We start from the raw sequence: 12,963 nt of genomic DNA on the forward strand, positions 1-12,963 counted from the left end.
TAACCTGGCGTTTATCCCGATTTTCGTTAAGTCACCGGAAGTGGCGTAATCCCTGCAATAATTAATTCAGTATCATGTGATACGCGATCCCCCGGAGCTCATTTTGAACAGGTTACCTTCCAGCGCCTCGGCTCTCGCCTGTACCGCGCACGCACTGAATCTCATCGAAAAGCGAACGCTTGACCATGAGGAGATGAAACAACTTAACCGAGAGGTGATTGACTACTTTAAAGAGCATGTGAATCCAGGGTTTTTAGAGTACCGAAAATCTGTTACCGCTGGCGGGGATTACGGAGCCGTAGAGTGGCAAGCGGGAAGTCTGAATACGCTTGTCGACACCCAGGGACAGGAGTTTATTGATTGCCTGGGTGGTTTTGGAATTTTCAACGTGGGGCACCGTAATCCAACTGTGGTTTCCGCCGTACAGAATCAACTCGCGAAACAACCCCTTCACAGCCAGGAACTGCTCGACCCGCTTCGCGCGATGCTGGCGAAGACGCTGGCGGCCTTAACGCCTGGCAAACTGAAATACAGCTTCTTCTGCAATAGCGGCACGGAATCGGTCGAAGCGGCGCTGAAACTCGCCAAAGCGTACCAGTCGCCGCGCGGCAAATTCACTTTTATTGCCACCACCGGCGCGTTCCACGGGAAATCCCTTGGCGCACTGTCGGCGACGGCAAAATCGACTTTCCGCAAACCCTTTATGCCGCTGCTGCCGGGCTTTCGCCACGTGCCGTTCGGCGATATCAACGCGATGCGCACCGTACTGACCGAGTGCCGGAAAACCGGTGACGACGTGGCGGCGGTGATCCTCGAGCCGATTCAGGGCGAAGGCGGAGTGATCCTGCCGCCGCAGGGCTATCTGCCTGCGGTGCGTAAGCTGTGCGATGAGTTTGGCGCGCTGCTGATCCTCGACGAAGTGCAAACGGGAATGGGCCGCACCGGGAAGATGTTTGCTTGCGAGCATGAGAACGTGCAGCCGGATATTCTCTGTCTGGCGAAAGCCCTCGGCGGCGGCGTGATGCCGATTGGCGCGACCGTTGCCACCGAAGAGGTGTTCTCGGTGCTGTTCGATAATCCGTTCCTGCACACCACCACTTTTGGCGGCAACCCGTTGGCCTGTGCGGCCGCGCTGGCGACCATCAACGTGTTGCTGGAGCAGAACTTACCGGCTCAGGCTGAGCAGAAAGGCGATATGTTGCTGGACGGCTTCCTGCAGTTAGGCCGTGAATACCCGGATTTGGTGCAGGACGCGCGCGGGAAAGGGATGCTGATGGCCATCGAGTTTGTGGATAACGAAATCGGCTACAACTTCGCGAGCGAGATGTTCCGCCAGCGGGTGTTAGTGGCCGGGACGTTGAACAACTCGAAAACCATTCGTATCGAACCCCCGCTGACGCTGACCATTGAGCAGTGCGAGACCGTGTTGAAAGCGGCCCGTAAGGCGCTGGCGGCGATGAGGGTGAGTGTGGAAGAGGCATAAAATATCACCCTCACCCTAACCCTCTCCCCAAAGGGGAGAGGGGACCGCACGGATCCGTCTTTTCCCCCTCGCCCCTTTGGGGAGAGGGCCGGGGTGAGGGGCAAACGCCCATCTGGCATTTTTTTAAACGATGCGAACCCCTGACGCCATCGCCCGCTCCGCCGTCAACAACACGCTTTCGCTACCGTCCTCGGTTTCGGCGCATAGCAACATGCATTCCGACACTTCCCCGCGCATTTTGGCCTTTTCCAGATTACACAGCACCACCACCGATTTCCCCAGCAGCTCCTCCTCCGTGTAATACGGCACCAGGCTGGTGACGGTCTGCAACTGGCGCTCGCCAATATCAACCTGCACGATGTACAGCTTATCGGCATTCGCGTGGCGCTTAACGTCGATAATTTTCCCGGTGCGCATCTCCAGGCGGGCGAAATCCCCGTACGAAACCTTTTCCATGACAACCCCTTAAGTAAACATTTAGTAAAATTATCACAGCATAAGCGGCGCTGGCGATCAACGGATTTTTACTAAACAGGCGGGATTCATTACAATGGCGGCAGACTCTATTTTAACTCCCGCGCTGAGGGGCCCCATGGCAACACTGAAAGATATCGCAAAGGAAGCGGGCGTGTCGCAGGCCACCGTGTCGCGCATTCTGAACGACGACCGGACGCTGAACGTCAAAGAGGAGACCCGCCACCGGATCCTCGAAATCGCTGAAAAACTGGAATATCGCGGGAGCAGCGCGCGCAAAAGCCTGGTCCAGCACGACGCCTGTCACCACGTGCTGGCGCTCTACAGCTACCGCCAGGAGCTGGAAATCAACGACCCCTACTACCTCGCCATCCGCCACGGCATTGAAACCCAATGCGAAAAGCTGAATATCGGCCTGACGAATTGCTATGAAAATCAGGGGCTGCCGGAGATCAGCAAGGTCAGCGGGATCCTGATTGTCGGCAAACCGGCAGAACCAATGCGCCAGGCGGCAGAGGCCCTGAGCGACAATATCTGCTTTATCGATTTTCACGAGGCGGGTTCCGCTTTTGACTCGGTGGATATCGACCTGGTGCGCATCAGCAAAGAGGTGATCGACTTCTTCGCCGCACAGGGCGTGCAGCGCATCGGCTTTATCGGCGGGGAAGACGAGCCGGGCAAAGCGGACATCCGCGAAAAAGCCTTCGTCGAATACGGCCAGCTCAAAGGCGTGGTGTCGGAGAAAGACATCTGGCGCGGCGGCTTCTCCAGTTCGTCGGGCTATGAGCTGGCGACGAAGATGCTGGCACAGGGGGATTTCCCCGAAGCGCTGTTTGTCGCCTCGGATTCTATCGCCATCGGCGTGCTGCGGGCGATTCACGAGAAAGGGCTGACGATTCCGCAGGATATCAGCCTGATTAGCGTCAACGATATCCCCACCGCCCGCTTTACCTTCCCGCCGCTGACCACCGTGCGCATCCACTCGGAAATGATGGGCAGCCAGGGCGTGAACCTGCTGCTGGAAAAAGCGCGCGATGGCCGTGCGCTGCCGCTGCAGGTGTTTGTGCCGAGCCGGTTGAAGCTGCGTGGTACGACGCGTTAAACCCCATGCCCGGTGGCGGCTACGCCTTACCGGGCCTACAAAAAACCGAGCCCGTTGACGGTTTTGTAGGCCCGGTAAGCGCAGCGCCACCGGGCAATGACCTCATCTCTCTCTCCCTATTTTCGTGATCCGCTTAACTCATTTCAGTTTTACTGATTTTATTTAGTAAAATATTTACTAAACTCCCCTGCAATGATGTTTTAACCCGCAGGGAGATGAGATGAACCGCTGGGAGAATGTTCAACTGACGCACGAAAACCGGCTGCCGCCGCGCGCGTACTTTTTTGCTTATCAGGATATCGACCAGGCCCGCCGCTTTGCCCGTGAGGCCAGCAGCCATTTTCTGCTGCTGAGCGGCCAATGGACGTTCCGCTATTTCGACCACCCGCTGGAAGTGCCAGAGTCCTTCCCCCACCAGCTGATGAGCGACTGGGGGCAGATTGGCGTGCCGTCCATGTGGCAGCTGGAAGGCCACGGCAAACTGCAATACACCGACGAAGGCTTCCCCTTCCCGATTGACGTGCCGTTCGTGCCGAGCGCCAACCCGACCGGGGCCTATCAGCGCCTGTTCACTCTCGGCGACAGCTGGAGCGCACGCCAGACAATTATCAAATTCGACGGCGTAGAGACCTATTTCGAAGTCTACGTGAACGGCCACTACGTCGGGTTCAGCAAGGGCAGTCGCCTGACCGCTGAATTTGACGTTTCCCCTTACGTTCACACAGGTGAAAACCTGTTGTGCGTGAAAGTGATGCAGTGGGCCGACTCCACCTACATCGAAGATCAGGATATGTGGTGGACGGCGGGGATTTTCCGCGACGTCTACCTGGTGGGCCGACCACTCACTCATATCGACGATTTCACCGTCACCACCACCTTTAACGACGACTACCGCGACGCCACTCTCGCCTGCCACGTCGAGCTGGAAAACCTGACTGCGCAGTCGGAAAAGGTCACCCTCGAGGTTCAGCTTTTCGACGGCGAAAAGCCGCTATATCAGGGCGAAACCCAGGCCAGCGTCGGGAAGCGTCAGGCCGTTGATTTCAGCATCGACGTGAAGCAACCAAAGCAGTGGTCTGCCGAAACGCCGCACCTGTATCACCTGCTGCTGATCCTGAAAAACGCCGCAGGCGACACGCTGGAAGTAGTCCCGCAACGCGTGGGCTTCCGCGATATCCAGGTGCGCGACGGCCTGATGCTCATCAACAACCGCTACGTGATGCTCCACGGCGTTAACCGCCACGATAACGATCATCGCAGAGGCCGCGCGGTGAGCATGGATCGCGTCGAAAAAGATCTGATCCTGATGAAGCGGCACAATATCAACTCGGTGCGCACCGCCCATTACCCAAACGATCCGCGCTTTTACGAGCTGTGCGATCTCTACGGCCTGTTTGTGATGGCGGAGACGGACGTCGAGTCCCACGGTTTTGCCAACGTCGGCGATCTGAGCCGCATCACCGACGATCCGACATGGGAACCGGTCTACGTTGAACGCATCGTGCGCCACGTGCAGGCGCAGAAAAACCATCCGTCGATCGTCATCTGGTCGCTCGGCAACGAGTCCGGCTACGGGTGCAACATCCGCTCGATGGCGAAAGCCTGCAAGGCGCTGGATCCCACCCGTCTGGTGCATTACGAAGAGGACCGCGACGCCGAAGTGGTGGACATCATCTCCACCATGTACACCCGCGTGCCGCTGATGAACGAGTTCGGCGAATTCCCGCACCCGAAACCGCGCATCATCTGCGAATACGCCCACGCCATGGGCAACGGCCCCGGCGGCTTAAGCGAATATCAGAACGTCTTTTATCGTCACGACTGTCTGCAGGGGCATTACGTCTGGGAGTGGTGCGATCACGGCATTCAGGCCCAGGACGCGGACGGCAAAACCTTCTACCAGTACGGCGGTGACTTTGGCGACTACCCGAATAACGCCAACTTCTGCCTCGACGGGCTGATCTACTCCGATCAAACGCCAGGCCCTGGCCTGCGGGAGTACAAGCAGGTGATCGCCCCGGTGAAAATTCACGCCGTCGATCTGGCGCGCGGCGAGCTGCGGGTCGAGAACAAACTGTGGTTCAGCACAGTCGACGACTACACCCTGCGGGTGGAGATCAAAGCCGAAGGCGAGTTGCTGAGCAGCCAGGTGTTGAAAGTGAGCGATTTAGCCCCGAACAGCGCCCGCACCGTTCAGATTACCGTCCCAGAGACAGACGGTCGCGAAAGCTGGGTCAACGTGTTCGTCAGCAAAGATTCCGCCACGCCCTACAGCGACGCGAATCACCCGATTGCACAGTATCAGTTTTCGCTGGCCCCGCGCACGCAGGTTGCGCAGCCGCTGGCCGTCAGCGCCACGCCGCTGATCGTTCACGATGAACGCCTGACCTGCACCGTCAGCGGACATAACTTCCGCATGCTGTTCTCAAAACTCAGCGGCAAGCTCACGTCGTGGCGGGTGAACGGTGAAGAGCTGATTGCCAAAGAGGGCAAAATCAATTTCTTCAAGCCGATGATTGATAACCACAAGCAGGAGTACGAAGGGCTGTGGGAACCGAATCATCTGCAGATCATGCAGGAGCATCTGCGCACCATTGAGATTTCCCGCGACGGCGATGACCTGGTGATGGAAACCCGCACCACCATCGCGCCGCCGGTGTTTGATTTCGGCATGCGCTGCACCTACCGCTGGCGCGTCACACCGGCGGGCGCACTGAGCGTCGTGCTGGCGGGCACTCCGTACGGGGACTACCCGCACATCATCCCGTGCATCGGCTTTACGCTCGGCATCAACGAAAGCCTCAACCAGGTGACGTACTACGGGCGCGGGCCGGGCGAGAACTACCCGGACAGCCAGCAGGCGAACCTGATCGACGTCTGGAAAAGCGACGTCGAGGCGATGTTCGAGAACTACCCGTTCCCGCAGAACAACGGCAACCGCCAGCAGGTGCGCTGGGCGGCGCTAACCAGTCATAGCGGCCACGGCCTGCTCGTGGTGCCGCAACAGCCGATCCACTTCAGCGCCTGGCCGTACAGCGCCGGGGCGATCCACGCCGCGCGCCACTGCAACGAACTCGAGCGCAGCGGGCACATCACGCTGAATTTAGACCACCAGCTGCTGGGGCTGGGTTCGAACTCCTGGGGCAGCGAAGTGCTGGACAGCTGGCGCGTGCGCTTCCAGCCGTTCCGCTACGCCTTCACCCTGCTGCCGACCTGCGGCGATGTGCAGGCCCAGGCGTTTTCTCTCACTCCCGCAGCCGCCGAAAGCGAGGCCGAATAATGGATATTTTGAACAACCTGGAAGAGTTTACCCGCCGCTACCAGGGCGGACGCAAATGGCAGCGCTGCGTGGAAGCCATCCACAACATCGACAACATTCGCCCCGGCGTGGCCCATTCGATTGGCGATTCGCTGAGCTATCGCCTGACCACCGACACCACCACCGACGCGCTGTTTCTCGGGCACAGACGATATTTCGACGTGCATTACTACCTGCAAGGGGCGCAAAAAATCGAGTTTGCCCCGAAAGCACAATTACAGGTGGTGGAGTGCTACCGCGACGAAACCGACCGCGAGTTTCTCAAAGGCTGCGGCAATACGGTGGAGGTGCATGAAGGACAGATGGTGATCTGCGATATCGACGAAGCCTACCGTTTTATCAGCGACGGCGCGGTGAAAAAGGTCGTCCTGCGGGTGACCGTTGAAGACGGCTATTTCCATAACAAATAAAAGATCCGGTGGCGCCGAAGTAGCGCCACTACACTCCTCGTACCCGGAGATTCGTTATGTCAGAGTCCACTGTTTTACAGTCCAAGCGTAATACCATCGGCAAGTTCGGCCTGCTGTCGCTGACCTTTGCCGCCGTTTTTAGCTTTAACAACGTCATCAACAATAATATCGAGCTGGGGCTGGCGTCCGCGCCGATGTTCTTCCTGGCGACGCTGTTCTACTTTATTCCGTTTTGTCTCATCATCGCCGAATTCGTCTCGCTGAATAAAAACTCCGAGGCGGGCGTATATGCGTGGGTGAAAAGTTCCCTCGGCGGGCGCTGGGCGTTTATTACCGCCTACACCTACTGGTTCGTGAATCTGTTCTTCTTCACCTCGTTATTACCGCGCGTCATTGCCTACGCCTCCTACGCTTTTCTCGGCTATGAGTACATTCTCACGCCGTTTGCCACCGTGGTGCTGAGTCTGGTGCTGTTTGCCTTTTCGACGTGGGTTTCGACCAACGGCGCGAAGATGCTCGGGCCGATCACCTCCGTCACTTCCACGCTGATGCTGCTCCTGACGATGTCCTATATTCTGCTGGCGGGCGCGGCGCTGGTCGGAGGCGTGCAGCCTGCGGATCCGATCACCGTCGAAGCGATGATCCCCAACTTTAACTGGGCGTTCCTCGGGATTACCACCTGGATCTTCATGGCCGCGGGCGGTGCGGAATCCGTCGCCGTATACGTCAACGACGTGAAGGGCGGATCGAAGTCGTTCGTCAAAGTGATCATCCTCGCCGGGATCTTCATCGGCGTGCTCTATTCCATCTCCTCGGTGCTGATCAACGTCTTTATCAGCAGCAAAGAGCTGAAGTTTACCGGCGGCTCGGTGCAGGTGTTCCACGGTCTGGCGGTGTACTTTGGTCTGCCGGAAGTGCTGATGAACCGCTTTGTCGGCCTCGTCTCCTTTACCGCCATGTTCGGCTCCCTGCTGATGTGGACCGCCACACCGGTGAAAATCTTCTTCTCGGAAATCCCGTCCGGCATTTTTGGACCGAAAACCGTCGCCCTCAATGAGAACGGCGTTCCGGCGCGCGCGGCGTGGATCCAGTATCTGATCGTGATCCCGCTGATGATTATCCCGACCATGGGATCGAACACCGCGCAGGATCTGATGAACACGGTGATCAACATGACCGCCGCCGCCTCGATGCTGCCGCCGCTGTTTATCATGCTGGCCTACCTGAACCTGCGCCGCAAACTCGATCACCTGCCGCGTGATTTCAAAATGGGCTCACGCACCACGGGTACGGTCGTTGTGTCGATGCTGATTGTGATTTTCACCATTGGCTTTATTGCCTCCACCTTCCCGACGGGCGGCAATATTCTGACGATTGTGTTCTACAACGTCGGCGGCATCGTGATTTTCCTTGGCTTTGCGTGGTGGAAATACAGCAAATACATCAAGGGATTATCGCAAGACGAAAAAAAGATTGAAGCCGCTCCTGCTTCGACGGCCTCCTGATCACACCCGAAAAACAAAATGAAAATAACACCGACTCTTTACGGGGCACTGGCTGCCCTCTCTTTTTGCACGCCATCGATGGCCGCGGAAGAAGCACGACCAGCAGAACATGACGACACCCGCACGCCGGAACTGAGCGCCACGTCGTACCGTTTTTACGGCGAACTGGGCATCGGCGGGTATATGGATCTCGAAGGCCCGGAGAAACACAAATACAGCGACGGAACCTATATCGAAGGCGGGCTGGAGATCAAACACGGCCCGTGGTTTGGCCTGATTTACGGCGAAGGCTGGACCGTACAGGCGGACCATCAGGGCAACGCCTGGGTTCCCGACCACAGCTGGGGCGGGTTCGAGGGCGGTCTGAACCGTTTTTACGGCGGCTATCGCACGGAGGACAGCACCGAAATCATGCTCAGCCTGCGCCAGGATTCGTCCCTCGACGACCTGCAATGGTGGGGCGATTTCACCCCGGATCTGGGCTATGTCATCCCCAACACCCGCGACATCATGACCGCGCTGAAAGTGCAAAACCTGGCGGGCAAACTGCGCTACAGCGTGACCGCCACGCCCGCTGGGCATCACGACGAGAGCAAGGCCTGGCTGCACTTCGGGAAGTACGATCGCTACGACGATAAGTACACCTATCCGGCGATGATGAACGGTTATTTACAGTACGAATTCATCGACGGCGTGACCTGGATGAACGGCCTGGAAGTGACCGACGGCACCGGCGAATTGTTCTTAACCGGACTGCTGTCACCCCATCTGGCCGCCCGTGCATGGCATCATACCGGGCGCGCCAAAGGGCAAAACGTGCCGGGAACGGAGACCGGGTTTATGGCGAGCGCGATGGTCGAAACCCTGAAAGGGCTCTACTTCTCCACCGCCTGGAGCTACGCCAAACATCGCCCTGATGAGTCCGCCGACGAAACCACCTCGTTTATGCAGTTCGGCATCTGGTACGAATACGGCAACGGGCGCTTTGCTACCGCCGCCGACAGCCGCTGGTACATGAAAACCGCCTCGGGCGACCCGAGCGACCAGGTTTTCCTGATGCAATATTTCTACTGGTAACAAGGATCGATTGACCATGAAACTGACCACCCCACTTGCCCCGCTGGCCTGCGCGCTGTTGTTCAGCCTGTCGGCGCATGCAACGACTGCCGACCACTATAAAAACGTGATTAATCGCGTCGGCGCGCCGCACTACATGCAGGATTTCGACAGCGACGACCACCAGCGTTTTAACCCCTTCTTCGATCTCGGGGCGTGGCACGGACATCTCCTGCCCGACGGCCCGGAAACCATGGGCGGCTTCCCCGGCCCGGCGCTGCTGACGGAAGAGTACATCAACTTTATGGCCACTAACTTTGACCGGCTGACGGTCACGCGCGGCGGCAAGAAAGTGGATTTCACGATGCAGGCCTGGAGTCTTCCTGGCGCGTTAGTCCAGACCCTGACCGCGCCGGGCGTGAAGATCGTCATGACCCTGCGCTTCGCCAGCCCGCGCACCTCGCTTCTGGAAACGCAAATCACCACTGACGCGCCGCTGGTGCTGCAATGGGACGGCGAGCTGCTGGAAAAACTGGAAGCCAAAGAGGGTAAACCGGTCTCCGATAAGACGATTGATGCGGCGTATCCGGACTATCAGCGCCGCCTGGTCGCCACGCGAGACGGCGTGAACGTGACCTTTGGCAAAGTGCGTTCGACCTGGGATCTGCTGACCTCCGGGGCGTCGCAGTATCAGGTGCATAAGTCGATTCCTGTCGAGACCACCGTAGACGGGTATCGCTTCACCAGCTCCGCGCGCGTCAACGGTTCAACGACGATCTGGACGACGTATTCCCATCTGCTGACCGCCGATGACGTCAGCCATGAGAAGGCGCAAATCCGCGACATTCTCGCCCGCCCTGCGCACTTTATGCAGGCGTCGGAGCAGCGCTGGGAAGGTTATTTGCAGCGTGGGCTGACCAACCCGGACGCCACGCCGGAACAGACGCGCGTCGCGGTGAAAGCCATCGAAACCCTGAACGGCAACTGGCGCTCGCCGGGCGGCGCGGTGAAATTCAATACCGTCACCCCGTCGGTCACCGGGCGCTGGTTCTCCGGCAACCAGACCTGGCCATGGGACACCTGGAAGCAGGCGTTTGCGATGGCGCACTTCAACCCGGAGATCGCTAAAGAGAACATCCGCGCGGTCTTCTCCTGGCAGGTCAAAGCCGACGATAAAGTGCGTCCGCAGGATGCCGGGTTTGTCCCGGATCTGATCGCCTGGAACCTCAGCCCGGATCGCGGCGGCGACGGCGGGAACTGGAACGAACGCAACACCAAGCCGAGCCTTGCGGCGTGGTCGGTGATGGAGGTGTATAAAACCACCCAGGACAAAGCCTGGCTGGAAGAGATGTACCCGAAACTGGTGGCCTATCACGACTGGTGGCTGCGCAACCGCGATCACAACCACAACGGCGTGCCGGAGTACGGCGCGACGCGCGATAAAGCCCATAACACTGAAAACGGCGAGATGCTGTTCACGGTGAAAACTGGCGACAAAGAGCAGACGCTCTCGGGGCTTAAGAATTACGACGCGACCGTCAGCAAAGGCCAGTACGACAGCCTGCAAATTCCGGCGCAGGTGGCGGCCTCCTGGGAGTCCGGGCGCGACGACGCGGCGGTGTTTGGTTTTATCGACAAAGATCAGCTGGATAAATACGTGCAGAACGGCGGGAAGCGCAGCGACTGGACGGTGAGTTTCGCCGAAAACCGCGACGCCAAAGGCACCCTGCTCGGCTATTCCCTGATGCAGGAGTCCGTCGATCAGGCGAGCTATATGTTCAGCGATAACCGCTATCTGGCGGAAATGGCGACGATCCTCGGTAAACCTGAGGCGGCGAAGCACTACGGACAGCTGGCGGATAAACTCGCGGACTACATCAACACCTGCATGTTTGATGCGAAAACGCAGTTCTATTACGACATTCGCATCGAAGATAAACCGCTGGCCAACGGCTGCGCGGGCAAACCGATCGTCGAGCGCGGCAAAGGGCCGGAAGGCTGGTCGCCGCTGTTTAACGGCGCGGCAACGCAGGCGCACGCCGATGCGGTGGTGAACGTGATGCTCGACCCGAAAGAGTTTAATACTTTTGTGCCGCTCGGCACCGCGGCGTTAACCAACCCGGCGTTTGGGCCAGATATCTACTGGCGCGGACGCGTGTGGGTGGATCAGTTCTGGTTTGGGCTGAAAGGGATGGAACGCTACGGGCATCGCGACGCGGCGCTAAAACTGGCGGATACGTTCTTCCAGCACGCCAAAGGGCTGACCAGCGATGGGCCGATTCAGGAGAACTACAACCCGCTGACGGGCGCGCAGCAGGGTGCGCCGAACTTCTCGTGGAGTTCTGCGCATTTGTATATGTTGTATAACGATTTTTTCCGTAAGCAGTAGATTTTAAATGCCCGGTAAGCGTAAGCGCCACCGGGCAATGTTTCACTCGGGCAATAACCCCACAAAACTCCGCTTCTTACGCGGCTCCGACATCAACGCTTCAAGCTTATCGACGCACGCCAGATAGTGCGGGGTCTGCTTGTGCGCCAGCACCGCCTCTTCGTCTTTGTACGCCTCGTAGATAAAGAATCGGGTCTTCACCCGCGGGTCCTGCAGTACGTCAAAACGCAGATTCCCCGGCTCCTGAATCGCCCCTTCGTGATTGGCGCGAAACACCTCCAGAAACTCATCCACGCGTTCCGGTTTGATATTGATTTCCACTAACGTCACATTCATTTCACCTCTCCCTGTTTCTCTTCCTGCCAGAACTGGAACGCCTCGCGGGCGCTCATGTTCTCATGTACCACTTTCTTCACCGCTTTCAGCATCGCCAGCGGCGCGCTGGACTGGAAGATGTTGCGCCCCATGTCCACGCCCGACGAGCCCTGATCGATGGCACGGAAACACATCTCCAGCGCCTCGTGCTCCGGCAGCTTTTTACCCCCGGCGATCACAATCGGTACCGGGCAGCTGGCGGTCACTTTTTCGAAGCCCTCTTCCACGAAATAGGTTTTGACGAACTGCGCCCCCATTTCGGCGGCAATGCGGCTGGCGAGCGAGAAGTAGCGCGCGTCGCGGGCCATCTCTTTCCCGACGCCGGTCACCGCCAGCGTCGGAATGCCGTAGCGGTTGCCCGCATCCACCAGCTTGATAATGTTGTTGATCGACTGATGCTCAAACTCGCTGCCGATGTAGACCTGCGCCGCCACGGCGCAGACGTTCAGGCGCAGCGCATCTTCCATCGCCACCGCCACGCACTCGTTCGACAGCTCGCCCAGAATCGAGTTACCGCCCGACGCGCGCAGCACCACCGGTTTGTTAGTGGCGGGCGGCACCTGGCTTCGCAAAATGCCGCGGGTACACATCAGCACGTCGGTTTCGGCAAACAGCGGGGCAATCGACAGGTCGATGCGTTCAAGCCCGGTGGTCGGCCCCTGAAAATAGCCGTGGTCAAAGGCCAGCATCACCGTGCGGTTGCTTTTCGGGTTGAAGATGCGCGCCAGCCGCGACTGCATTCCCCAGTCCAGCGCCCCGCAGCCCTTCAGGGTAAAGGGCACGTTCTGCTGCGGCGTGCCGATGCCAAAATCTTTTCCGTCTTTGATGTCATCTAAATCAGCCATGTTCT

At 58.5% G+C, this 12,963-nt stretch carries 10 protein-coding genes; 7 read left to right on the plus strand and 3 right to left on the minus strand.

The window, feature by feature from the left end:
- The first annotated feature begins 103 nt into the window (after positions 1-103).
- Entirely contained in the window at positions 104-1,483 is a 1,380-nt protein-coding gene (ygjG, locus tag AC3WS9_RS18880; RefSeq protein WP_282494259.1) for a putrescine aminotransferase, read from the plus strand.
- Positions 1,484-1,606: 123 nt separating this feature from the next.
- Here the strand turns inward: ygjG and AC3WS9_RS18885 are convergent, their stop codons facing one another.
- A complete protein-coding gene (locus AC3WS9_RS18885; RefSeq protein WP_492489850.1) occupies positions 1,607-1,939 on the minus strand; it encodes a tRNA-binding protein in 333 nt (110 codons plus the stop codon).
- Positions 1,940-2,075: 136 nt separating this feature from the next.
- Here AC3WS9_RS18885 and ebgR point away from each other — a divergent pair, with 136 nt between their 5' ends.
- From ebgR to ygjK, 6 genes are all read left to right on the plus strand, one after another.
- On the plus strand, positions 2,076-3,059 hold the full coding sequence (ebgR, locus tag AC3WS9_RS18890; protein ID WP_492489852.1) for a transcriptional regulator EbgR: 984 nt from the start codon (positions 2,076-2,078) through the stop codon (positions 3,057-3,059).
- A 220-nt stretch (positions 3,060-3,279) separates the two neighbouring features.
- Positions 3,280-6,339: a beta-galactosidase subunit alpha gene (gene ebgA, locus AC3WS9_RS18895; protein ID WP_492489854.1), complete on the plus strand. Its 3,060-nt coding sequence runs from the start codon at positions 3,280-3,282 to the stop codon at positions 6,337-6,339.
- On the plus strand, positions 6,339-6,788 hold the full coding sequence (locus AC3WS9_RS18900) for a beta-galactosidase subunit beta (protein ID WP_285145563.1): 450 nt from the start codon (positions 6,339-6,341) through the stop codon (positions 6,786-6,788). The genes ebgA and AC3WS9_RS18900 overlap by 1 nt, the downstream gene beginning before the upstream one ends.
- 56 nt (positions 6,789-6,844) lie before the next feature.
- Entirely contained in the window at positions 6,845-8,293 is a 1,449-nt protein-coding gene (locus tag AC3WS9_RS18905) for an amino acid permease (RefSeq protein WP_285148221.1), read from the plus strand.
- An 18-nt stretch (positions 8,294-8,311) separates the two neighbouring features.
- Positions 8,312-9,370 carry a protein YgjJ gene (ygjJ, locus tag AC3WS9_RS18910; protein ID WP_492489856.1) on the plus strand — a complete coding sequence of 353 codons (1,059 nt, stop codon included), beginning with the start codon at positions 8,312-8,314 and terminating at the stop codon, positions 9,368-9,370.
- A 16-nt stretch (positions 9,371-9,386) separates the two neighbouring features.
- The gene (gene ygjK, locus AC3WS9_RS18915) at positions 9,387-11,738 is read left to right on the plus strand and encodes an alpha-glucosidase (protein ID WP_492489858.1); all 2,352 of its coding nucleotides are present in this window, start codon (positions 9,387-9,389) and stop codon (positions 11,736-11,738) included.
- A 42-nt stretch (positions 11,739-11,780) separates the two neighbouring features.
- Here the strand turns inward: ygjK and lsrG are convergent, their stop codons facing one another.
- Positions 11,781-12,074 carry a (4S)-4-hydroxy-5-phosphonooxypentane-2,3-dione isomerase gene (lsrG, locus tag AC3WS9_RS18920; RefSeq protein ID WP_282494251.1) on the minus strand — a complete coding sequence of 98 codons (294 nt, stop codon included), beginning with the start codon at positions 12,072-12,074 and terminating at the stop codon, positions 11,781-11,783.
- Positions 12,071-12,958, minus strand: a complete 888-nt coding sequence (gene lsrF / locus AC3WS9_RS18925; protein WP_492489860.1) for a 3-hydroxy-5-phosphonooxypentane-2,4-dione thiolase — start codon at positions 12,956-12,958, stop codon at positions 12,071-12,073. The genes lsrG and lsrF overlap by 4 nt, the downstream gene beginning before the upstream one ends.
- Positions 12,959-12,963: the final 5 nt, after the last annotated feature.

The sequence above is a fragment of the Lelliottia sp. EB106-05-01-XG201 genome (assembly GCF_058791735.1).

Coding starts and splice junctions, on each gene's coding strand:
- AC3WS9_RS18885 (WP_492489850.1), bottom strand. CDS start 1,939: ATGGAAAAGGTTTCGTACGGGGATTTCGCCCGCCTGGAGATGCGCACC.
- ebgR (WP_492489852.1), top strand. CDS start 2,076: ATGGCAACACTGAAAGATATCGCAAAGGAAGCGGGCGTGTCGCAGGCC.
- ebgA (WP_492489854.1), top strand. CDS start 3,280: ATGAACCGCTGGGAGAATGTTCAACTGACGCACGAAAACCGGCTGCCG.
- AC3WS9_RS18900 (WP_285145563.1), top strand. CDS start 6,339: ATGGATATTTTGAACAACCTGGAAGAGTTTACCCGCCGCTACCAGGGC.
- AC3WS9_RS18905 (WP_285148221.1), top strand. CDS start 6,845: ATGTCAGAGTCCACTGTTTTACAGTCCAAGCGTAATACCATCGGCAAG.
- ygjJ (WP_492489856.1), top strand. CDS start 8,312: ATGAAAATAACACCGACTCTTTACGGGGCACTGGCTGCCCTCTCTTTT.
- ygjK (WP_492489858.1), top strand. CDS start 9,387: ATGAAACTGACCACCCCACTTGCCCCGCTGGCCTGCGCGCTGTTGTTC.
- lsrG (WP_282494251.1), bottom strand. CDS start 12,074: ATGAATGTGACGTTAGTGGAAATCAATATCAAACCGGAACGCGTGGAT.
- lsrF (WP_492489860.1), bottom strand. CDS start 12,958: ATGGCTGATTTAGATGACATCAAAGACGGAAAAGATTTTGGCATCGGC.